Here is a 23486-nt window from a genome sequence, read left to right on the forward strand (position 1 = left end):
CCTTTTGCCCGACGCACATTCGCGTCAGAATGGTAGGATGGACGAACCATTGACACTCTCGCTTACCCTGCCGCGCGTTTGGGCGCTTGGGCTACTGACTATGATCGGCATAGGTATCATGTCATGGCTGATCTACCTCACCCTTCCCGAAGGCAGAGGAGAGAAAGGTCGATTGCACAAACTGCGTGCATCGCTCGGGCTTGGGCGCATTCCTCCGGTAGCAATGCTGGTTGGCCTCATCATCTACCTGACACTCGTGGGCATCCTTCTACTCGGTCTACTAGGCATGATCATCGCCACACTTGAAGCATTCGGGCGCACCAGCGACCAACTGTTTTATGTTCTCAGGATCGGCGGCCTGACAGCGGTGCTAGGTGCTGTAATCGCTTTTCCACTAACGCTCGTACGGCTGGGACTGGCCCGTGAAAGCTTGCTCAACGACAAAATTGGCGAGGCAACCAAGGGTCTCTATGCAAGGAGGCAAGTGACTAAAGCTGTCGTCCCGAGCGGCAGCTACAAATTGCACCAAGACTTCTGGGAAGATGACGTCGTCCAACGCAACGCTGCCATCGACCGGCTCGAGGGCCTTGCGTATGAAAACACTAAGGAAATTGCACGCATTGCCAGTCTTTTGTCCGTCTATGTTCGTGAAATCGGCAGTGTACTACCTGCCCGTGAACTGCCGACCGGAGCCCCACTCAAAAAAATAGCGAATTGGGCTGAATCTCTGCCAAAACTAAGGTCTGATCTTGAAAAAGCAGCACAAACTTTGGGGCGGTTGCCAGAGGCGACTCAGGTTTCACTCACAAATGGAGCAATAGACCTGCGCGGTGCTAACCTACAAACAGCAGACCTGCGTAGCGTGAATTGGCAACAGGTTTGGCTTCAGAAGTCGCATCTAGACAAGGCAAATCTACAAAACGCAAAACTGCAGGGCGCATTACTCCGTTCGGCGAATCTAAGACTGGCAGGACTAGGTGAAGCAAAACTACAGCGCGCGGATCTTCGGCAGACACAACTGCAAGGTGCGCGTCTTGGTCATGCTCAACTACAGAAGGCGCATTTGGGTGGGGCAAATTTGTGTGGGACATTCCTTGGCAGCGCGCAACTGCAAGGTGCTTACCTGGGAAAGGTGCAACTCGATCACGAAACGGACCTAACATCATCACTGACGCTAGGTGCTGCCACAAGGGCGACCGACTACAGAAATGTATTGCTGTCTCGTGAGCAAATTGAAGCAATGTTTGGAGACGCTTCGATCACCCTACCCAACGGCGTTACCCCAGATCACGAAGATTGGCCGGAGCATTGGCCTAAAGAAGTACTAGATCCCACCAGTTTTCGGAAGCGATGGAAGACCTGGCAAACGACCTTGCCCGAGGACTAGGCTCCGATGCTAGATTGCCCTATCGGCCTCAAAGCTTTCCCAAAAATTCATGCGTCGCAATAAATCCTAGTGTCCGACAAAAGTTAGCAAAACTTTGACACATTTCTGCTTCGCAAAACACGCACTTTCCTCCACAAAATGCGCAGTTTCCCCAATCCCCCCTCAAAACCCCGCATATCCACCCCACCAAAACACGCAGTTTCTGGCCCAAACATCGCAGTTTGCCCGCAACACCCAGACCGCGCGCTGCCTTAACCTCTTGGCCCCCGCCCCCTGATCGGGCATAGGGGCGGCACCGTAAACTTCTGCTCAAAGGATCAGACCAATGCACGACATTCGCGCCATTCGCGAGAATCCCGCCGCTTTCGACGCCGCCCTTGCGCGCCGTGGGGACGCTGCGATGTCGTCGTCTCTGCTCGCTTTGGACGAAGCACGGCGGGCCAAGATCCTCGCCGCCGAAACCGCGCAGGCCGAACAGAACAAGGCCAGCAAGGAAGTCGGCGCCGCCAAGGGCCGTGGGGACGAGGATGAATTCCAACGCCTCCGCGCCTTAGTCGCTGAAAAGAAATCGGAAATCGCGCAAATGCAGGAGGAGGCCAAGGCGCTTGACGCCGAGCTGACCGACGCCCTTGCGCGCATCGCCAACCTGCCAGCCGACGACGTTCCAGACGGTGCAGACGAAGATGACAACGTCGAAATCCATCGCTGGGGCAACCCGCAAAACTTTGATTTCGACCCCAAAGAGCATTTCGAAATCGGAGGTGTCAGCGCCTCGATGGACTTCGAAACCGCCGCCAAAACCTCCGGCAGCCGCTTCGTCATGCTCAAGGGATCGGTCGCCCGCATCCACCGCGCACTCGCCCAATTCATGATCGACACCCATGTTGATCAGAACGGCCTCACGGAAGTGAACAGCCCCGTGCTCGTGCGCGACGATGCCATGTATGGTACTGATAAGCTTCCCAAATTTGGCGAAGATAGCTACCGCACCGAAGACGGCATGTGGCTTGTCCCAACCTCCGAAGTGCCCCTGACCTACACCGTCGCAGGCGACATTCTGGACGAGACCGCCCTGCCCATCCGCATAACCGCCCACACCCTCTGCTTCCGTTCCGAAGCGGGCAGCGCGGGCCGTGACACAGCGGGCATGTTGCGCCAACACCAGTTCGAAAAGGTCGAGATGGTGTCGATCACCCATCCCGATGGCTCAGAAGACGAGCAAAAGCGGATGCTGGGTTGCGCCCACGGTATCTTAGAAGCGCTTGAAATCCCTTACAGAACTGTCGTTCTATGCACGGGTGACATGGGCTTTGGCGCGCGCCGAACCTACGACATCGAGGCGTGGTTGCCCGGCCAGAACACCTACCGTGAGATCAGCTCGGTTTCGACCACTGGCGATTTCCAGGCACGACGTATGAATGCGCGATTCAAACCCGCTGATGGCGGAAAACCGCAGTTTGTTCATACACTAAACGGATCCGGCCTTGCAGTGGGCCGCTGCCTGATCGCTGTACTGGAAAACGGTCAGCAGGATGATGGTTCGGTTCGACTGCCATCGGCACTCGCCCCTTACCTGGGCGGCAAGACAACGCTGACAGCAGATGGAACACTCGTTTAGATACGCAAGGACTTGGGGCGGTAATCCTGCCGCCCCTGCCTGCGCTCCTGTACCGAAGGATGAATTTCCCAAGGTTGATCAGGACCTTGGCGCCACTTCTTCAACAATGACCATTTGAACTTGATCGCCGGAGCATCCACCAGTGGGTCGGGGTCACTTGGCGGGAACTTGATGTCTGGCGCCAACGTCAACCGCCCTGCGCCTTGCACAACCCAATCCAGTGCAATCATCGACAATGGTTGCTCCGCACCGGAGCCGCCCACAATGCTGTGGTTCCCGACAAACCACATCTGCTGGTAAGCGCGCAGCGGCCCTGTGTCGCCTTCGTTCAATCCACTGTCGCCATCCAAATTGTCCCATTTCGCAGGCTTGTACAGGACGCGCCGTTCATCCAATGCAAGCGCATGGCGCGCAGACTGCACAAGGCTCGACAAAGCCATGTCGTGAAACTTGTACTGGCGGTTCCACATTGATGCGATGGGCCCCAGCAAGGACGGTGGAATACCCCGCGCACCCACTGTGTCCCAGACACCAAGATAAGAAATCTCGACGAGCCGGGAGGTGTCGTCGCGCCACGCCATGTCCGTGACAGACGTTGCAAACCGTGGCGACATCTCTCTCCGGGCTTCTCGGATATGTGGGGCATCAGGGTTGTTCCTCTTGCCCCGCTTGCGATAGAGATCAAAAGCCGCGTTGACTCCATCCGCGCTGGTGTCGTCGATAATCCCACACTTGCGGATCATGCCCGCCACAGACCGTGCGGTAAACGCCCCGCGGGAAAAACCAAACAGATAGATCTCATCACCCGGCTGATAGGCCTGCGCCAGGAACTGGTACGCCTGTTTGACCTTGGCATCGAGCCCCCAACCAAAGGCGCCACCACCGTACTTGTTGAAAAACTTTTTGACCGGGCCATCAAACCGATCATCTGTACCGATCCCCGGGAAATAGGCCGCCACCTGTCCGAGTGCCGGGTCACTGACCAAAGCACGTTTCAACTTGTGGACACTTGTCGGTTCCTGGATATCGGGAGAGTTCCAAGTCCCGTCACAAAAAATCGCAATGCGGGTCATATCTATTCAAGTCCTTGAAATAAAGTCGAAAGCACTAATGTATGACAACAAGGTTACCGGCCTTGTGAAATTTGTAAACGGTGGAAAACCATGCCTGCGGTTGTGCTGATCCTTGCCCTCGCCTTTGCGGCCTCTCCTTTTTGGGTTCCAGGGTTTGGCGGATTTGACGCCGATCAGTTCCCGATCCCCCAGGTTGATCCCCCTGTCCAGCCTGAAGGATATGCCTTTGCCATTTGGGGTGTAATCTATCTTTGGCTCATCGTCGGAGCGGCCTTTGGTGCCTTGCGCCGGTGGACGGCGCCAGACTGGGCCGAGATGCGGACACCTCTGGCCATATCACTCGCGGTTGGCAGCATTTGGTTGCCGGTGGCTGTACGCAGCCCTGTATGGGCGACTGTGCTGATCTGGGTGATGCTTGTGAGTGCTTTGATTGCGCTGTGGCGCAGTCCCAGGCTTGATCCTTGGGCCGCCGCCTGGCCTGTTGGTTTGTATGCCGGGTGGCTGAGCGCGGCGAGCTGTGTGGCCTTGGGCCTCCTGCTGGCAGGGTATGGACTGACCACGGAGTACACCGCGGCGTGGGTGATGGTAGCCGCGGCCGCTGTCCTCGCGTTCGCCATCCAACGGGCGCTCAATCGCGCGCCGACATATGGTATTGCCGTGATCTGGGCATTGGTCGCCGTGACGGTTCAGAACGGATTTGATCTACGGTCGGTGGGAGCGTTGGCACTGCTTGGATCCATAGTCATCGTATACCCGGTGATCCAATCCACAGCACAGAAAGCATAGTGTCCCCGCGGCGACATTTTTGTTTTCAACACGTTAAGCTGTCCAAGTTCAGCTAACGCCTAGGTGCGACGTCCTTCCGTGTGCTTGCGCAGCTTGGAAGGTCCTGCCTTTTTGCGCCCTTTGTACGGGTTGGCATCATTCTGGCCACGCATGAACAAACGGATGGGCGTGCCCGGCATATCGAAGTCCAACCGCAATCCATTCACCAAATAGCGGTTGTAGCTTTCCGGCACTTTGTCGGGGTGCGAGCACATGACAACAAAGCCCGGTGGCCGGGTCTTGGCCTGCGTCATATACCGCAGCTTGATCCGCTTGCCCTGAGGTGCCGGTGGTGGATGCTGTTCCAACATGCCCGTGAGCCAGCGGTTCAGTGCCGCCGTGGGCACACGGCGGTTCCAGACGTCGTAGGCGCGCATGATGGCGCCATGCAGCCGATCCAATCCGCGCCCGGTTTTGGCCGACACGGTAACAAGCGGCGCACCCTTGAGTTGGGGCAACAGCCGTTCGAAGCTCTCCTTCAGCTCTTTCAGCTTGGCCTGCTTGTCGTCTTCGATGTCCCACTTGTTGATGGCAATAACGACGGCCCGCCCTTCGCGTTCCGCCAGATCGGCAATGCGCAAATCCTGTTGTTCGAAGGGAATGGCGGCATCAAGCAAGACCACCACAACTTCGGCAAACTTCACTGCGCGGAGACCGTCGCTGACCGACAGTTTTTCCAGCTTTTCCTGCACCTTGGCCCGCTTGCGCATGCCTGCGGTATCAAAGATGCGCATGGGCGTGCCGTCCCAATCGGTGCGCAAGCTGATGGCATCGCGGGTAATCCCGGCTTCTGGCCCGGTCAGCAGACGATCTTCACCAACAATCTGGTTGATCAGGGTGGACTTGCCCGCATTCGGTCGACCTACGACAGCAACCTGCAAGGGTTTGGCATTGGTAGGCTGCGGGACATAGTCGGGATCATCTTCATCCTCATCCACGATCACATCAGTCTCGGGCGCCTCTTGCGCGTTCTTTTCTTCGTATAGGTCCGCCAAGGGTTGCAGCTGGGCGTAGAGGTCGTTCAGCCCTTCGCCATGCTCGGCGGATAAACGGATCGGCTCCCCCAGACCCAACGAGAACGCCTCAAGCACACCAGCATCTGCTGCGGAGCCCTCGCCCTTGTTGGCGGCCAACAACACGTTATCGGCGCGCTTGCGCAGGATATCGGCAAAGATTTCGTCGGTGGGTGTGACCCCTGCCCGCGCGTCGATCATGAACAGGCACACGTCGGCCATATCCACAGCACGTTCGGTCAGCCTGCGCATACGGCCCTGCAGGCTGTCGTCCGTTGCCTCTTCAAGCCCGGCCGTGTCGATCACGGTAAATCGCAAATCTGCAAGCCGTCCGGCCCCTTCGCGCAGGTCGCGGGTCACACCGGGCTGATCGTCAACCAAGGCAAGGCGTTTGCCCACAAGGCGGTTGAACAGCGTGGACTTGCCCACATTTGGACGTCCAACAATGGCGAGGGTCATGGTCATGGCAGGAATGTATCCGATAGATCAGAGCGCGCACATAGACCATTCGCGCCCCCACTTAAAGGGGGGCGGCATCGACTTAACGATATGCCAGCAACTGACCCTTGCGCGACACGACATAAAGGGTTTGGCCTGCCACCACGGGGGCTGTCGTTGCACCGCCGGGAATCTCTGTCCGACCTGTCAGTCCACCCGTCACCGGGTCAAAACTACGCAACGCTTCGTCCGAGGATGCAACAAGCAGCCGACCACCAGCCAAAACCGGGCCATGGTGGGCAAAGACTTCGGATTGACGCAAGGGGCGATCCTTGACGAAGTTCGGCAGGCGTGTGCCCCAGATACGGGCTCCGTCCTCGGCATTCAGCCGCACAAGCTCGTTCCGGTCGGAAATCAGGAAGACGCTCCCTCCCACCGGCAAAACAGTGTCAATCGCGCCTTCTGCACTGGTCCAGATCGGAGTGCCAGACCCGGCATTCACAGCAACGGTACGGCCAGATTGGTTGCCCGCATAAATCACGCCATCCTTGGCAATGGGGCGTCCCGTGACATCGTCGACCTTGGCCAGGGCCCGTCCCTGCCGTTCGCCCAGTACCGACGCGTCCCAGCGGCGCAGGCCACCTTGACGGAACACGGCCTGCATCTCACCTGAGCCAAAGGAGAACACGGCCAGACCATCCGTCACGATCGGCGCCGGTCCGCCCAAGACGTTTGTACGGGTTTCAGAGCTGCTGACTTGCCACGCGATACGACCACTGTCTTTTTCCAAAGCCCAGCCGGTGTCATCCCCGGCCATGACATAAACGAGGTTTTCGAACGCCGTCGGGCGTCCAACACCGATGGCTTCGAGTTCCTGTTCCCAGATCGTGCCACCAGTTTCGACATCAAGGGCCGTGAGCGTGCCCAGCCCGCTCGAGACAAACAAGACACTGCCATCGACGGCAAGACCACCTCCGGTTCCTTCGCCACTGTTTGCGCGATCTGTCAGGATGTCCCGTTGCCACAGCACCTGGCCGGACGTGGAAACCGCCGTAACCGTCGTTTCAGCATCGAGTGTGAATACACGTCCGCCTGAGACGACGGGATCGGCAACGATGCGGTGTTTGCGGCTGTCGCCTTCGCCGATATCAACAGACCAGATCGGTGTCAGCGTTTGGCTTAATTGCGGGTGATCCGTGCGAAAAGCTGGTGTGCCAAAGCTTTGGGCCGCGTCTGTGTTCGCAACTTGTGGCGGCAAGGAGATATCCCGTGCCGCCTCGGTCAGCGCCTCGGCTTCTGATGTCTCTGCGGTCAGGACAGCAGAGACGGGCTCGCGTTTGCCAGGAAGGATGACCTCCCGTTCCGAACAGGCTGCCACGATGGTCAGTGCCACGGTAGCCAGCAGGATACGTTTGCGGGTGTTCCAAACCATACCCAAATCCCCCATCGTCCGACCCATCTTTGTTATTCTCCAGCGGTCTCTGTGGCTTCTGGCGCGCCGCCCAGCGCCACCATTGCCTGTAGGGCACGACGTTGCAAGCCCGGGGTCGCTTCGGCGTCATCCATGATGGATTGGAACCGGGCAATGGCAGCATCCGGGTTGCCGGTTTCAATGTCGATCAAGGCAATCTGTTCCTCGGCCAGAAGGCGCATACGAACACCGGGAACGGCCAAGGCTTCGAATCCCTGGCGGCGCGTGTTGGCGTCTTGCGTTTCACTTTGCAGCATCAGCGATTTGAACGTGGCGATCTGCCGGTAAATCAGTGGAAGTTCCGGTGACTGCGCAATGGGTTGCAAGGTTTGAATTGCATCCTCCGCACGCCCGGCCTGAGACTGCGCACCGGCCGTCATGAACGCCAGTACCGCTGCGCCCTCTGGCGTATCGGCAGTGACGCCGGTCAGTGCGTCGGCACGCGCATCATCCTCGTTCGATGCCAATGCGGCCAGCATCGCATCGCCCAAAGCCTGCGCCTTGGATTCTGCTTGGGCGCGGCGGTATTCGTTGAAACCTGCGGCACCCACGATGGCGATGATAACGATGGCCGCAATCCAGCCATAACGACGTACGTAACCATACAGTCGGTCGCGGCGCACTTCTTCTGTGACTTCGTCAATAAAACTGTCGGTATCGCTCACGCCCGCGCTCCCAAAAAATCGTGACGGATTGGCTCCGCCTCAGCGTTGTTTTCCGGGTCGTCTTACAGTGATGCCGCGCTCAAGCCAAGAGCGCGCAACCGCTGACTGTACTGCGTCAATTGGGCATCATTGCAGAGCCGTCTCAAAAAAAGTAATCTGAACTGGTTAGTTTAGACGTAACAACCTCTATATAGCACCCGACCCTACGTAACATTGCGGGTCATTGGTCTACCAAGGAAGAACACAAGATGCGGATTGTTTCGATGATCTTGGCCATTCTAGTTGGCGCAGGATTGTACTTTTGGGTCATTGAACGCGAGGCGACGCTTGCCTTTTTAGCCGACCGGTCCGGCGAGGCAGAAGCAGACGTAGAGGACGTCGCTGAAGGCTTGGCCCCGGCCGAAACCGAGGATGCAGCCGAGGGCACTGACGCACTGATTAAGGTTGTCGTGCGCAAATCCATCGCACGCGAGATCGACAATGCGGTCACCTTGCGGGGTCAGACCGAAGCCGCCCGCGAAGTCGAAGTACGGGCTGAGACGTCGTCCACTGTTGTCTCGCCCCCATTGCGCAAAGGCGCATTCGTCGAAGCAGGAGAGCTTCTGTGTCAGCTTGATCCGGGAACGCGCGCGTCGACCCTTGCCGAAGCGCGGGCGCGTCTGGCCGAAGCAATTGCCAGCAAAACCGAAGCCGAAAGCCGCGTGCCAGAGGCCGAATCGCGTGTGATCGAAGCGCAGGCGCGTATTGATGAGGCGATGGTTAATCAAAACGCCGCCCGCAGGCTGAGCGAAGGCGGTTTTGCCGCCGAAACGCGCGTGAAAAATGCCGAAGCGGCGCTGGCCGCTGCCGAAGCAAGCTTTGAAGGGGCCAAAGCGAGCGTCACCGCAGCCAAATCTGGGCTTCAGAGCGCCGATGCAGCCATTGAAAGCGCGACAGCTGCCATTGCAACGGCAGAAAAAGAACTGGAACGACTTGAAATCCGCGCACCTTTCTCCGGGCTCTTGGAGAGCGATACGGCAGAATTGGGCACGTTGCTGCAGCCTGGATCGCTGTGTGCGACGGTCATTCAACTTGATCCCATCAAGCTTGTCGCCTTTGCACCTGAGACCGAAGTCGCGCGCGTCACTGTGGGCGCAGCTGCCGGTGCGCGCCTTGCAGCTGGCGGCAGGGAAGTCACCGGCAAGGTCAAGTTCCTCAGCCGCTCCGCGGACGAGACCACCCGCACCTTCAGGGTCGAGATCGAAGTTCCGAATGAGGATCTGAGCATCAGTGACGGACAGACAGCGGAAATCGCGATCTCGGGCGCGGGAACGAACGCGCACTTGTTGCCACCATCTGCACTAACACTGAATGAGGTTGGCGTCTTGGGGCTGCGTACCGTTGATGACGCCGGCCTTGTAGCCTTCGATCCGGTTACCGTCGTGCGCGACACCGCACAGGGTATCTGGCTAACCGGCTTGGCCGACGAGGTTAACGTGATCGTTGTTGGCCAGGAATTCGTCACGGCGGGCGTGACCGTCGCACCCACCTACCAGGAGCAGACCCAATGACCGGTATTGTCGACTGGGCCGCGTCACGTGCGCGGATGGTTGTTGCCTTCATTTTCCTGTCCATCCTTGCGGGTGGGCTGGCCTATGTGGTTCTTCCCAAAGAGGGTGAACCGGATATTGAGATCCCGACTCTCGTGATTTCTCTACCCTTCCCAGGCATTTCCGCATCCGATTCCGAAAAGCTGCTGATTCAGCCGATGGAAACCGAGTTGGCCGACCTCGATGGCCTCGACCGCATGTCATCCACAGCGGCAGAAGGCTATGCCAACATCGTGCTGGAATTCGAATTTGGCTGGGACAAGACCAAGGTTCTGGCTGACGTTCGCGATGCCATGGACAAGGCGGAAGCGGATTTCCCGGACGGTTTCGAGCAATACACTGTCGATGAATTCAACTTTTCGGAATTTCCGATCATTATCATCAACCTGTCTGGGCCCGTACCCGAACGCACGATTGCAAGGGTAGCAAAGGATTTGCAGGACGACATCGAAGGGCTTGATGCCGTTCTCGAAGCGAACCTGGTGGGCAATCGTGACGAAATGGTCGAAGTCCTGATCGATCCGTTGCGCCTTGAGGCCTACAATGTGACCGCAGGCGAACTGATCAACGTTGTTCAGAACAACAACCAACTCATCGCAGCCGGTGAAATTGAAACCGCGCAGGGTGCCTTTGCGGTCAAGATTCCGTCGTCATTTGACGAAGCGCGCGACATCTACGAGCTGCCGGTTAAGACAAACGGTGACCGCGTTGTGACACTGGGTGATCTGGCGCAGATCAACCTGACGTTCGAAGACCGTGAATCGACCGCACGTTTCAACGGGAGCGACACCGTGGCCCTGCAGGTGGTCAAGCGGAAGGGTTTCAACCTGATTGATACCGCAGCCGAGGTTAAGGCGCTGGTCGATGAAAAGGCTGCGCAATGGCCTGAGGGTTTGATCGCGGCGGTCGAGGTCGGCACGTCAAACGACATGAGCCGTGAGGTTGCGTCGATGGTCAGCCAGCTCGAAGGGTCCGTCCTGACTGCAATCGCGTTGGTGATGATCGTGTCCCTTGCCTTCCTGGGACCACGGGCGGCAACCCTTGTTGGTTTCGCCATTCCGACGTCTTTCCTGCTTTGCTTCGTGCTACTTGCGATCATGGGCATCTCGATCTCGAACATCGTGATGTTCGGCTTGATCCTGGCCGTAGGTATGCTGGTCGATGGGGCGATTGTCGTCGTCGAATACGCGGACAAACGTCAGCAGGCCGGTGTCGGTCCTATGCGATCCTATGTCGAGGCCGCAAAGCGGATGTTCTGGCCTGTTGTTTCTTCGACCGCGACAACGCTTTGTGCATTCCTGCCCATGCTGTTCTGGCCCGGCGTACCGGGTGAGTTCATGGGCATGTTGCCCGTAACTTTGATCTTCGTTCTGTCGGCATCCTTGATCGTCGCGCTTGTCTACCTCCCAGTGATGGGCGGTGTTCTGGGCCGTATCATTCAGACGCTTGGCAGTGCAAACACCGGCATTGCGGGTATGCCGATACTGGCACATCTGTTCTTTTTCCTCGCGGCCATCGTGATGATTGCCGGGCTCATTGGTATTCCGCCCCTGCTTGGAAAAGCCAGCGCAGCCTTTGCCATGATGGACCAACAGGAGATTTGGCGATCCGTGCTGCCTACATTCTTCGATGTCTTCATGTTTGGCTTGGGTATGCTGGTTCTGGCGGCGCTTGCCTTTGCCGGTGCGGTCATGGCGCTACTGTCCGTGACAGCTTTGCTTCTGCGCCTTGGCTGGGGTGTAAACTGGGGCGTTCGCAAGGTTTTTGGCACTCGGAATCGCAAAGTGCATGCTGGGTATCAACGATCAAAGTTTGGCTATTTCATCCAAGGTATTGTTGGAAACCCGGTGATGCCGCTTGCGATGATCGGACTTGTTTTCGTCTTTGTCGGCACAACGTTGATTTATTTCATCAACAACAACCGTGGCGTAGAATTCTTCGTCGAGACTGAACCCGAACAGGCCATTGTCTACGTTCTGGCCCGCGGGAACATGTCGCTTGATGAAAAAGATGCGCTTATGGCACAGGCTGAAGAGATCGTTTTGAGCCACCCTGGCATCAAAAGCGCTTTTGCTTTCGCAGGTGCGGGTGGCTTGAACGCCAACACCGGTGGTGCACAATCGCCACGTGACACGATTGGTCAGATTCAGTTGGAAACCATAGCATGGGAAGACCGGCCCGACGCAACGGAGCCCTGGTTCACAATTCCATTCACCGACTACACCGTCATGCGCGAGGTCAAGGCAGAGAACTTTGACGGCAACACCATTCTGGATGAACTGTCAGTGGAGTTGGCAGAAATCCCCGGCATTCGGACGGAAGTGTTTGCGTTGTCGCAAGGCCCTGCGTCGGCCAAACCAGTGCATTTGCGGATCAGAGGCGATGACTGGGATGATCTGCTGCAAGCCGCAGCATCGGCGCGCGAACAGTTCAACACCCTGCCCGGTTTGACCCGGATCGAAGACACCCGCCCCCTGCCCGGCATCGACTGGCAGATCGATGTGGATGTCGAAAAAGCGGGCCGTTACGGCGCAGACGTTGCAACGGTCGGTGCCATGGTGCAGCTGGTGACCCGTGGTCTGTTGCTGGACACGATGCGCGTCGACACATCGGATGAAGAAATTGAAATCCGCGTCCGCCTGCCAGAGGACAACCGCGTTCTGTCCACGTTGGACACGCTCAAAGTGCGCACGGCGGACGGTCTTGTTCCCTTGGCAAACTTCATCACTCGTACCCCTGTGGCCGAGTTGGCGCAGATCAGCCGGGTGGATCAAAAGCGCTACTTCGATGTGAAGGCGGACGTGCTCGATGGTCTGCAAAAGATTGTTCGGACCGTAGATCAGGATGGTGAACAGGTCGAACAGATCGTTGCAACCGTTCGGCCATCCAGTGATGCTTATCTGACCGCAAACGGGTTGAGCTACGGGATCTTCGCCGCGACACCGGAGAGTCGATCGCTGGATATGCAGGCCGGGCTAAACTCGGGTGATCTTCGCCTGATACCAGTCAACCCGAACGAGCGTATCGCAGAACTGACCAAGTGGATCGAAACGTCACCTTTCCCTGTCGGTATCGACAGTGAATGGACCGGCGACCAGGAAGATCAAGAAGAATCGGGGGCCTTCCTGATGCAGGCCTTTGCGGGTGCGCTGTTCCTGATGTTCATCATCCTGCTGGCGCAATTCAACTCGATCTACAACGCGTTGCTTGTTCTCGGTGCGGTGGTTCTATCCACTGCAGGCGTTCTGATTGGAATGCTGGTGATGGATCAGCCATTCTCGATCATTATGACCGGCACCGGCATCGTCGCGCTTGCGGGCATCGTGGTGAACAACAATATCGTTCTGATCGACACCTATCAGGAGTACGAGAAGTATATGCCTCGGATCGAGGCAATCATCCGCACGGCACAGGATCGAATCCGGCCAGTGCTGCTGACAACCGTCACCACGATGGCAGGTCTTGCGCCGATGATGTTCGGTCTGTCTCTCGACTTTGGCAGTGGCGGCTACACCATCGATAGCCCCACAGCGTTGTGGTGGAAACAGTTGGCTACGGCAGTTGTATTCGGACTCGGCATTGCAACGGTACTGACGCTGATCGTCACCCCGTCGCTGCTGGCTGTAAGGGTTTGGATCGTCACATATGTGCATTGGATCAGCCAGTTGTTGGCCAAACTGTCCATGGGTCGCGCCAGCCGGGCCGCACGCGACTGGGCGCTGACACGCGATACACGTGAGGTCGGCAATCAGGAGTTGGTCTGGGACTTCGGTGATGAGCCAAGTCACGCCGAAGCGGCTCTGTCACGATCGTCCTATGACGCGACCTCGCTGAAAGCAGCCGAGTAAGGTCAAAAAGCAATGTCAGTGGCGTGCATTGGAATGCCACTGACAGCCCGGGTCGCTTCGAGACTATGGATCACACCACGCACATTGCGCATACGTGCTGTCGGGTTCTCTCTGCTTTATAGCAACACCAACGCCATTGCCTTGACCAACCTGAGCGCTCGATCACTTGATCGTAGACACCCAAGTGGAATGATCGTTGCGATGGGAGCATGACACGAAAGTATCGCCGCCACGCCGTTGCGCTGTCACAGTGCGCCGATCAGGCGGGGGCCTCATCCGCCTGCTGACGGTGCCACAATTGGGCATATCGACCGTCATTCGCCAGCAACTCGTCATGAGTGCCCGTTTCGACGATCTCGCCCTGTTCCAGCACGATGATCTGATCCGCCTCGGCGATGGTGCTCAGCCGGTGGGCAATGGTCAGCACCGTGCGCCCCTGCCCCGCCGCATGTAGCGCGTCCTTGATCTCCTGTTCGGTCTCGGTATCCAAGGCGCTGGTCGCTTCGTCCAGCAACAGGATGGGTGGGTTCTTGAGTAAGGTACGCGCAATGCCCACACGCTGCTTTTCTCCGCCTGACAGCTTGAGACCCCGTTCACCTACGGCGGTGTCATAACCTTCGGGCAATGCCTGAATGAAGTCATGGATTTGAGCCGATTTGGCAGCGGCCTCAATCTCGGCTTGAGTGGCATTGTCACGCCCATAGGCGATGTTGTACCGGATCGTGTCGTTGAACAGTACAGTGTCCTGCGGGACGACACCAATGGCCGCGTGCAGGCTGTCCTGTGTGACGTCCCGTACGTCCTGTCCGTCGATCCGAAGCGCGCCCGCCCCCACATCATAGAAACGGAACAAGAGCCGACCGATGGTCGATTTGCCTGACCCGGTCGAGCCCACGATTGCCACTTGCTGCCCCGGCTCCGCCGCAACGGACACACCTTTCAAAATGGGTCGCGCCGGATCGTAACCGAAATGCACGTCATCCAACTCGATCCGCCCACCCGTCACACTCAGAGCCTTGGCGTTTGGCGCATCCACGACCTCGGCCGGTTGCTCCAGCAGATCGAACATCTCACCCATATCCACCAACGCCTGCCTGATCTCGCGGTAGACGGTCCCAAGGAAGTTGAGCGGCATGGTGATCTGGATCATGTAGGCGTTGACCATGACAAAATCGCCTACGGTGAGTGTCCCGTTCTGTACGCCAATAGCTGCCATCACCATCACACCGACAAGGCCGGATGTAATGATGACCGACTGACCGAAATTGAGAAACGCGAGCGAGTAGCTGGTCTTTAGCGCGGCAGCTTCGTACCCCTCCATCGCTTTGTCATAACGGCCTGCTTCACGTGCTTCGGCACCGAAATACTTCACCGTTTCAAAGTTGAGCAGACTGTCGATGGCTTTCTGGTTCGCATCCGTGTCCTGCTCGTTCATTACGCGCCGCAGTTTCACGCGCCATTCGGTCACGGCAAAAGTGAACCAGACATACAGGCCAATGGTCACAGCCACGACAACCAGATACCAAATGTCGAACAGGATCGTCAGCACAACCCCGATCAGAAGCAGTTCAAGGATCAGCGGCCCAATCGAGAACAACAGGAAGCGCAAAAGGAATTCGACTCCTTTGACACCGCGCTCGATGATGCGGCTGAGCCCCCCCGTCTTACGTGTGATGTGGTAGCGCATCGACAGGCGGTGAATGTGTTGAAAAGTCTCAAGCGCCAGCATCCGCAGCGCCCGTTGCGCCACGCGTGCAAAAATGGCATCGCGCAATTGTTGAAAGCCCACATTCATCAGACGCGCCACGCCATAGGCTACCGTCAGGCCAATCGCCCCAAGGGCGAGATCGGAAACGCCTTCGCCACCCAATACATTCACTGCATCGCGATAAAGGATAGGCGTGTAAACCGACACCAACTTGGACAGAACCAGCGCCATCATGGCCAGCACGACCCGCTGCTTCACCCAAGGTTTGTCAGCGGGCCATAGGTAAGGCGCAACCTTGCGGATGGTGCGCATCCCCGAGCTGCGCTCAGCCTGGCTCACATCCTGGTTCGGATCATTGGACGGCGTTGTCGGATCGGCGGGTGCTGCCGAAGCCGAAGTGTCTGCGGGCATAGAAAAGCATTCCTGAGGTTCAGGTCTGACTATTTAGGACACTGATGCCCGACTTGCCAGCATCAGAGCACGTGTAGCAGTTAATTTGGCAGCGCAAATACCTGACCGGGGAAAATCAGGTCCGGATTGCGGATGCGATCGCGGTTGGCCTCAAAGACCTGCACGTAGAGCGTACCTTCGCCATAACGATCGCGGGCGATGGCCCAAAGCGTGTTGCCCGCTTGAACGGTAATCTGCGTCGCTGGTGCGTCCTCGCCATCCGCTTCCGCCAGCACCTCTGGGTCTTCACGGCGAAACGGTGTTTCAACCCGGCTTGTCACTTCTCCGGCGTCGTTCAGCTCGTCCACGCGGAGCGTGTACGTTCCCTTGTCGATCTCGGGCAGTTCGCCCTTCCATCTGCCATCGTCACTTACGTCGATATCGGCCACCGGCGTATTATTGACGTAGACCCTAACCGCCTCTGCGTCAGATTGCGCGCGCCCGGCGAGTTCCACGTCACCGGTGTCCGAATAGCTGATGCTGTCGAGTGCAATATTGTCCAGCGCCTCGGGTGCCACATTGCTCAGAACCTCCACGCCATCGGCGGTCGATTTAAGGACCGTCACCTGTGTCTCGGATTCTGATGCGGTTACACCTGTTTCCTCTTCAACCGAAGCGACCGCGCTGCCCTCATCGGATGTCACGCCATCGGACGCCGGTGTCTGCGTTTCCTGAACAGGGTCTGCCTGTGCCACGTCTTCGGTTGGCGCCGCGACCGGTGCTACTTTGATCGTTTCCGCAGCATCGGATGCAACCGGAACCTCGTCTACTTGCGACAGTGCTTTTGGCTCTTCGACAGGTTCAACGGCCACCACTTCCGCATCCTGAGGCTCGCTTACCGCCACCTCTGCATCGGCCACGACTTCGGGTGTCGCAGGCTCTGTCGGTTCGGGCGCGGGTTGTGCTTGCGGGGCCAGTATCACCTCATCCACCGAAGCGATCTCATCTTCACCGACGCGTTGTATGACCGTCAAAACCTGCGCCTTAGCGCTTGGTGGCAAAATGGTTATTGCAGCAAAACTTCCGCCGTCATCTGTGGTTGTTTCGGTGTTTTCAGTTCCATCAAGAAACACGGCCACTTTGCTTCCGGGGGCTGCGCGGCCAGCAATCACAGTCAACCCATCCGCCTCGACCCTGACTTCATCAATTGACGGCGGGTCGGCAGGAAGCACGTCTTCTTTTGGTTGCGCTTTGGCTTGTTGTTTCGGTTCAGCCTCAGCTGCCTGTGCTACTTCCGAGGTTGGAACCAGCGGTGCTTGGGACGTGTCTGCGCGGTTTGAATTGATGTACAGCCCAGCTCCGACCGCCGCAGCAACGACGACAATCACAGTCCCCGCCAAGGCACCGTTCGATCCGGCAAATGCCGACCATTTGGACATGTTCACCCTTTCCACCGCACCGGTTTGCCCGGTTTCGTTGCGCTTGCATAACAGGCAGCGCTATAGCGGTCAAAAGAACGGCGTCACAAAACCATCACTTTCGCGCGCCCGTTACAGGAGCACCACATGTCCCCATTTTCCGTATGCGTCTATTGTGGCTCACGCCCCGGTAACACGCCCCGCTACACGGTTGAAGCTGAGGCCCTTGGTGCCGGGATTGCGGAACGGGGATGGCAGCTTGTCTATGGCGCGGGCGATGTGGGGCTGATGGGATCGGTAGCGCGTGCCGCGCAAGCGGGCGGTGCCGATACGTTTGGGGTCATCCCCCGCCATCTGGTCGATTGGGAGGTCGGCAAAACCGATCTGACCCGATACGTCGTGACCGAAACCATGCACGAGCGCAAAAAGGTCATGTTCATGAACTGTGATGTAGTTGTCGTGCTGCCGGGCGGTGCCGGATCCCTGGACGAGTTGTTCGAAGTTCTGACATGGCGACAACTTGGCCTGCATGAAAAACCCGTGGTGCTGGTCAACGTAGATCGGTACTGGGACCCATTGATCACGCTTCTGGAACACGTGGTTTCCGGTGGATTTGCCGACGCCTCATTGTTGGACTATTTCGAAGTCACCGAGGACGCGGAAAGCACATTAACTGCGCTTACCAAGACCATGTCATAAAACAAAAAAAGGCCGATCTGCGCAATCGGCCTTCCTGCATATTCTCTACGCGGCAGCTCACATGCGGCTTGCTACATTTTCCCAGTTGACCAGATTGTCCAGGAAGTTGGTCAGGTAGGCAGGCCGTTTGTTACGGAAGTCGATGTAGTACGAGTGCTCCCATACATCGCAGCCCAGAAGCGCTGTTTGCCCAAAGCACAATGGGTTCACGCCATTCTCTGTCTTCGTGATCGCAAGGCTGCCGTCTTTTTCTTTGACCAGCCATGCCCAGCCCGATCCGAACTGGCCGGCACCAGCTGCAGAAAACTGTTCCTTGAACGCATCAACCGAGCCAAAGTTCTCGACCAGCGCTTTTTCCAACTCACCCGGCATTGCGCTATCGCCTGGACCCATCATCTCCCAGAACTGGTTGTGGTTCCAAAGCTGGCTGATGTTGTTGAAGATACCATTTTGCGCCACGGCTTTCGCGTCGTAGGTGCCGACAATGATTTCTTCGAGAGACTTGCCAGCCCACTCGGTGCCTTCAATGGCCTTGTTGCCGTTCACGACATAGGCGTTGTGGTGCAGGTCGTGGTGATATTCCAGCGTTTCCTTGGACATGCCCTTGGATGCAAGTGCGTCGTGAGCATAGGGAAGGTCGGGAAGTTCAAAAGCCATGGGGGCCCCCTTTGTAGTATTGCAAGGTTGTGCCTGACAGATTGTGCTCGATGCTGCAAGTTCAACCCAAAACCGCAAAATTCAATCAGCTACGGTCAATCACTTGCTCGGCAGTTGGCCCACTTCGCAGGTGCCGTTACCGTTGAACGAGTTCGTGACACCGGGCATGGATCCACGCACGATTACTCGTTTGGTGTTGGTGTCTAGTTCTATGCGATACCCGATCCGAGCGGGTCGAGGGTTGGCCGGTATGTTGTTCACCCGGTAAGTGAAACGATATTTACCGTTTCCGCGATCTTTGAGCTTTGCCGAGATTGGTTTTCCGTGAACGGCGTGAACAATGGAATCGTACACAAGTGCCGTTTTCGCAGATGGTTCAAACTGCAATGCAAGTACTGGAGAAATAAATCCATCTCCGGTGTCTCGCACCTTGCAAACATAGTCGATTGCAAATGCAGGTGATGCCACAACCGCGACCACGAACAAACTACTCAAAAAACGCATATCTTCCCCTTGTAAGTGTTGTGACGTCACCACCCGAGCTTCACAAGTCCAATTCAGTTCAATCGAATAGGATGTACTGCTCAGACAGCGAATCTTGAGCCATCCGCGTGGTCAGAAATTTAGCAGCAAAGCCAAACGTCTATTCAGTGAACTTTTCTTTCACGCAAGTGCCGCGCCCCTGCACGGTGTTGTCCGCAGCAAATATATTGCCACGCACAATAGCCTGTTGGGTGGCAACGTTCATTGTGGCTCGGTAACTCACTCTTGCAGGTGTGCTGGTGGTTGGGATTCCGCTTACAACCCATTGCAGACGATACTTCTGGTCACCCATTTTTTTAACTTTTGCGGAAACAGGTTCGCCATGGACCTCATGAATAAACACGTCGTAGACCAAAGCGCTTTTCTGCCCAGGGACAAAATCAAACGCCAAAACCGGTGAAACGAATGAATTTCGCGCGGCCTTGATTTCGCAAACATACTGTTCCGCAACAGCCGACGTCGCAACTCCAAGAAGAACAAACGCAGACAGAAAAAACACCCTCATGACACACTCTTAAATTGAACTTGTCTGCGACTAATAATACAGAATTCGCGGCCTCGTCCAGCCTTGGATCAATTGACTGCGGACCCTGTCGCAGAAGCTGTTTTGAGCAAGTCAAAAACATACTGTGCTTGACTGCGGAAACATATGATGCGGAACCGATCAGTATCGTGCAGCCAGAACGCAGCCGGAACCTGTGCCATCCGCGTACGCCGGAACATGCCGCTCGTAAATTGATCCGGTGCCAGATCCACGGGCACAAGTTTGGCCAAAACGTCGCGCGCATGGGCGCCGGATACATCAAACAGCGCGCGCGCGTCCGACACGTCAACGCAAAGGCTGTGCGTGTTGCCCAAAGTATCCTGCATCTGCTCCAGTTTGTTGGAAACCTGATCGTAAGAGCACAGGATCAACAGCTCGTCCGGTGACATCCAGCAGATACCCCGGTCATCGACACAATTGGCCCGCCCGCGCTCGGGCATTTCCAAAGACGCCGCGCTGGTTGCGGCCTTTTGGACCTTCGCATCTGTCAGCTGTCCGCGCAGCGTGATCATCCCCTGCAAAGGCACTTCGGTCACGGTCGCGATACCTTGGGTCCATGTCGCGCCGTTCAATGCACTTACAGCATTAGACATTCTGCTTCTCCCCATCCGGGTCATAGAAGATCGGGCTGACGATCCTGGCCTTATAGGTCGTGCCATCAGTGCCGGGGAAGTCGATCACTTCGCCCATACGGTCCGGCCCATGCAGGACCAGTCCCATGGCGATCCCCTTGTTCAGGTTCGGCGAATGGTACGATGATGTCACCCGCCCTTGCATGTTGCGCTGGCCGTTTTCATTTGTGCCTTCGGCAACTGCGTAAGCTCCATCCGGCAGTACAGAGCCATCAAGAGTTTCCAGACCGACCAGCTTCCAACGCTCTGGATCGGTCATATGGGTGCGTTCTTGCGCGCGCTTGCCCAGATAGTCTTCCTTCTTCTTGGACAGTGCCCAATGCAGTCCAAGGTCCTGGGGAATGACGGTGCCGTCCGTTTCGTCCCCAATCATGATGAAGCCTTTCTCCGCACGCAGGATATGCAGTGCTTCGGTGCCATAGGGCATGACACCCAGATCAGCTCCGACCGACATAAGCGCATCCCAGAACGCCTGCCCTTCTGAAGCACGCACCGCAATTTCGTAGCTCAGTTCACCTGAGAACGAAATCCGATAGGCTCGAACGTCGAAGCCGCCCAAGGTGCCATCAGCCCATTCCATGAAACCAAGCGCCTCGGCCGAGACATCCATTCCTCCGAGCGCTTCAAGTACCTTGCGTGCATTTGGACCAACCACCGCCACCTGAGCATATTGCTCGGTCACGTTGGCAACATAGACCTGCATGTCCCACCACTCGGTCTGCAGCCATTCTTCCATATGGCCGTGGATGCGCTCGGCCCCACCGGTCGTTGTGTGGCAAAGGAATGTATCTTCATCAATCCGGGCGACAACGCCATCGTCGATGAGAAAGCCATTTTCGCTGCACATCAGCCCATAGCGGCATTTGCCGGGTTTCAGCGTGCTCATCATGTTGGTGTAGAGCATGTCGAGAAACTTGCCCGCGTCGGGCCCTTTGACGATCAACTTGCCAAGAGTAGAAGCATCGAGAAGCCCGAGGTTTTCGCGCACATTCTTTGTCTCGCGCATGACCGCGTCGTGTACAGTTTCGCCGCTACGAACATAGGCGTAGGGACGGCGCCAATGGCCCACTGGTTCCCAGTCTGCCCCGTTCGCATCGTGCCAATCGTGGATAGGTGTTCGGCGCACGGGCTGAAACACTTTCCCCCGCGCCTCACCCGCAATCGCCCCCATTGATATTGGGGTATAGGGAGGACGGAACGTCGTTGTGCCAGTTTGTGGGATCGGTTGGTTGAGAGCATCCGACAGGATTGCGAGCCCGTTGATATTGCTCAGCTTGCCTTGATCCGTCGCCATACCCAACGTGGTATAGCGCTTGGCGTGTTCGACGCTTTCGAACCCTTCCTGCGCTGCCAGTTGAACATCGGACACCTTCACATCATTTTGATAATCAAGCCACGCCTTGCTGCGCAACGCCGTACCGGCGCCTTGCGGCATCAACCAGACAGGTGCCATGGCAGCCTCTTCAACGCTGCTGGCATCCGGAACGGTCGACTTTCTTGGCTTGTGACCGGTGGCACGTGCGGCTGCGTTCCCCATCGCGTGTGCATCACCAACCAGTTCAGCCAACCCGAAGTGCCCATTTGCTGATCCTGCCGGACTGACAAAAGCGCTGCCATCCGCACCCGTCGGTGCTTTATCCACATCCGGACGGAACATGGCAAAATCGTCGTCCCAGAACAGTTTCCCACCGCAATGCGACCATAAGTGCACAACAGGGGACCAGCCGCCTGACATGGCGACCGCATCACAGGTGATCTCTTCCTGCACTGCGCCCTCGCCTGCTTGCGAACAGACCGCAACACCGGTGACCCGTTTGCCGCCCAAAACCTTGGACACGCCATGTCCCATCAACACTCGGATCCCCGCGGCCTTTGCTTCGGAAACCAGCGGACTGTCGACCGGCAGCACGCGCGCATCCAAAATGGCTGGAATGTCCAGTCCCGCCGCTTTCAAAGCGCTTGCGGTGCGATATGCATCGTCATTGTTAGTCACAATGACTGTCCGGTCGCCCGGGCTGACGCCATAGTTCACGACGTAGTCCCGCACCGCCGATGCCAGCATGACACCGGGAATATCGTTGCCTGCAAACGAAAGCGGGCGTTCAATCGCTCCGGTAGCGGTGATCACGTGCCCTGCCCGAATGCGCCACAGCCGATGGCGTGGCCCATCCTTTTCGGGTGCGTGGTCATTCAGTCGCTCGTAACCCAGCACATACCCATGGTCATAAACGCCCGCCCCCATCAAACGGGTACGCATTGTGACATTGGGCATGTCGTTCAACTCAGACAAGAGTTCATCCACGACGTTATCCACAGGCTTGCCGTCAACGTTCCCACCATCCACCGGCGCACGTCCACCCCAATGGGCAGTTTGCTCGATAAGAAGAACCCGAGCACCTGCCTTACCTGCAGCGCGTGCAGAAACCAGACCTGCAATGCCGCCGCCAACAACAAGCACATCGCAGAATGCATGGAAGTGTTCGTAGGTGTCCTGATCACGCCCCTTAGGCGCTTGCCCCAATCCAGCGGCTTGCCGGATGAAGGGTTCGTAGACGTGTTTCCACAGCGGCCGCGGATGGATGAACATCTTGTAGTAGAAACCAGCCGGCATAAAGCGGGACAGCTTGGCGTTGATTGCACCCACATCGAATTCCAGGCTCGGCCAGTGGTTTTGCGACGTGGCAAGCAGCCCCTCGAAAAGCTCTGTTGTCGTGGCACGCTGGTTCGGCTCGAACTTGCCCTCGACACCAAGGTTCACCAGTGCATTCGGCTCTTCCGGCCCAGCGGCGACAATCCCGCGTGGGCGGTGATACTTGAACGACCTGCCAACCAGCATCTGATCATTGGCCAGCAGCGCTGAGGCAAGCGTATCACCTTCGAACCCGCGCATTTGCTGCCCGTTGAAAATAAAGCGAACGGCCTTGTCCTTGTTCAGAAGGCGACCGCCAGTTGCGAGACGTGTGCTCAT

Annotated in this window: 17 protein-coding genes; 6 read left to right on the plus strand and 11 right to left on the minus strand. The window is 57.2% G+C overall.

The window, feature by feature from the left end:
* Window positions 1-37: 37 nt before the first annotated feature.
* On the plus strand, window positions 38-1387 hold the full coding sequence (locus IE087_RS07700) for a pentapeptide repeat-containing protein (protein WP_189368726.1): 1350 nt from the start codon (window positions 38-40) through the stop codon (window positions 1385-1387).
* Window positions 1388-1712: 325 nt separating this feature from the next.
* On the plus strand, window positions 1713-3005 hold the full coding sequence (gene serS / locus IE087_RS07705) for a serine--tRNA ligase (RefSeq protein WP_189368727.1): 1293 nt from the start codon (window positions 1713-1715) through the stop codon (window positions 3003-3005).
* On the opposite strand, the gene IE087_RS07710 is transcribed toward serS, so the two are convergent.
* The gene (locus IE087_RS07710) at window positions 3002-4078 is read right to left on the minus strand and encodes a T6SS phospholipase effector Tle1-like catalytic domain-containing protein (protein ID WP_189368728.1); all 1077 of its coding nucleotides are present in this window, start codon (window positions 4076-4078) and stop codon (window positions 3002-3004) included. The two genes, serS and IE087_RS07710, sit on opposite strands and share 4 nt — an antisense overlap.
* 90 nt (window positions 4079-4168) lie before the next feature.
* Between IE087_RS07710 and IE087_RS07715 the strand changes: the two genes are divergently transcribed.
* Window positions 4169-4864, plus strand: coding sequence for a TspO-related membrane protein (locus IE087_RS07715; RefSeq protein ID WP_189368729.1), 696 nt, complete (start codon window positions 4169-4171; stop codon window positions 4862-4864).
* Between the two features lie 59 nt (window positions 4865-4923).
* On the opposite strand, the gene der is transcribed toward IE087_RS07715, so the two are convergent.
* From der to IE087_RS07730, 3 genes are all read right to left on the minus strand, one after another.
* Window positions 4924-6381 (minus strand): ribosome biogenesis GTPase Der, encoded by a 1458-nt coding sequence (der, locus tag IE087_RS07720; protein ID WP_189368730.1) that lies wholly within the window; start codon window positions 6379-6381, stop codon window positions 4924-4926.
* A gap of 76 nt (window positions 6382-6457) precedes the next feature.
* Window positions 6458-7786 (minus strand): outer membrane protein assembly factor BamB family protein, encoded by a 1329-nt coding sequence (locus IE087_RS07725; RefSeq protein WP_189369297.1) that lies wholly within the window; start codon window positions 7784-7786, stop codon window positions 6458-6460.
* 32 nt (window positions 7787-7818) lie between these two features.
* On the minus strand, window positions 7819-8490 hold the full coding sequence (locus IE087_RS07730) for a tetratricopeptide repeat protein (protein ID WP_189368731.1): 672 nt from the start codon (window positions 8488-8490) through the stop codon (window positions 7819-7821).
* A gap of 248 nt (window positions 8491-8738) precedes the next feature.
* Between IE087_RS07730 and IE087_RS07735 the strand changes: the two genes are divergently transcribed.
* The gene (locus IE087_RS07735; RefSeq protein WP_189368732.1) at window positions 8739-10040 is read left to right on the plus strand and encodes an efflux RND transporter periplasmic adaptor subunit; all 1302 of its coding nucleotides are present in this window, start codon (window positions 8739-8741) and stop codon (window positions 10038-10040) included.
* Window positions 10037-13927: an efflux RND transporter permease subunit gene (locus IE087_RS07740; protein ID WP_189368733.1), complete on the plus strand. Its 3891-nt coding sequence runs from the start codon at window positions 10037-10039 to the stop codon at window positions 13925-13927. Before IE087_RS07735 ends, IE087_RS07740 begins: the two co-directional genes overlap by 4 nt.
* A gap of 259 nt (window positions 13928-14186) precedes the next feature.
* On the opposite strand, the gene IE087_RS07745 is transcribed toward IE087_RS07740, so the two are convergent.
* Both IE087_RS07745 and IE087_RS07750 read right to left on the minus strand, forming a co-directional pair.
* The gene (locus tag IE087_RS07745) at window positions 14187-16046 is read right to left on the minus strand and encodes an ABCB family ABC transporter ATP-binding protein/permease (RefSeq protein WP_189368734.1); all 1860 of its coding nucleotides are present in this window, start codon (window positions 16044-16046) and stop codon (window positions 14187-14189) included.
* An 80-nt stretch (window positions 16047-16126) separates the two neighbouring features.
* The gene (locus tag IE087_RS07750; RefSeq protein ID WP_189368735.1) at window positions 16127-17464 is read right to left on the minus strand and encodes a LysM peptidoglycan-binding domain-containing protein; all 1338 of its coding nucleotides are present in this window, start codon (window positions 17462-17464) and stop codon (window positions 16127-16129) included.
* Window positions 17465-17590: 126 nt separating this feature from the next.
* Between IE087_RS07750 and IE087_RS07755 the strand changes: the two genes are divergently transcribed.
* Window positions 17591-18142: an LOG family protein gene (locus IE087_RS07755; RefSeq protein WP_189368736.1), complete on the plus strand. Its 552-nt coding sequence runs from the start codon at window positions 17591-17593 to the stop codon at window positions 18140-18142.
* A gap of 57 nt (window positions 18143-18199) precedes the next feature.
* Here IE087_RS07755 and IE087_RS07760 read toward each other — a convergent pair whose 3' ends face one another.
* From IE087_RS07760 to IE087_RS07780, 5 genes are all read right to left on the minus strand, one after another.
* The gene (locus tag IE087_RS07760; RefSeq protein ID WP_189368737.1) at window positions 18200-18799 is read right to left on the minus strand and encodes a superoxide dismutase; all 600 of its coding nucleotides are present in this window, start codon (window positions 18797-18799) and stop codon (window positions 18200-18202) included.
* Between the two features lie 99 nt (window positions 18800-18898).
* Window positions 18899-19303: a hypothetical protein gene (locus IE087_RS07765; RefSeq protein WP_189368738.1), complete on the minus strand. Its 405-nt coding sequence runs from the start codon at window positions 19301-19303 to the stop codon at window positions 18899-18901.
* 139 nt (window positions 19304-19442) lie between these two features.
* Entirely contained in the window at window positions 19443-19847 is a 405-nt protein-coding gene (locus IE087_RS07770; RefSeq protein ID WP_189368739.1) for a hypothetical protein, read from the minus strand.
* Window positions 19848-19915: 68 nt separating this feature from the next.
* Complete coding sequence (locus tag IE087_RS07775) at window positions 19916-20479, minus strand: sarcosine oxidase subunit gamma (protein ID WP_189368740.1); 564 nt, start codon at window positions 20477-20479, stop codon at window positions 19916-19918.
* Window positions 20472-23486 (minus strand): sarcosine oxidase subunit alpha family protein, encoded by a 3015-nt coding sequence (locus tag IE087_RS07780; protein ID WP_189368741.1) that lies wholly within the window; start codon window positions 23484-23486, stop codon window positions 20472-20474. The genes IE087_RS07775 and IE087_RS07780 overlap by 8 nt, the downstream gene beginning before the upstream one ends.

The sequence above is a fragment of the Tateyamaria omphalii genome (assembly GCF_014651375.1).
Taxonomy (GTDB): Bacteria; Pseudomonadota; Alphaproteobacteria; order Rhodobacterales; family Rhodobacteraceae; genus Tateyamaria; species Tateyamaria omphalii.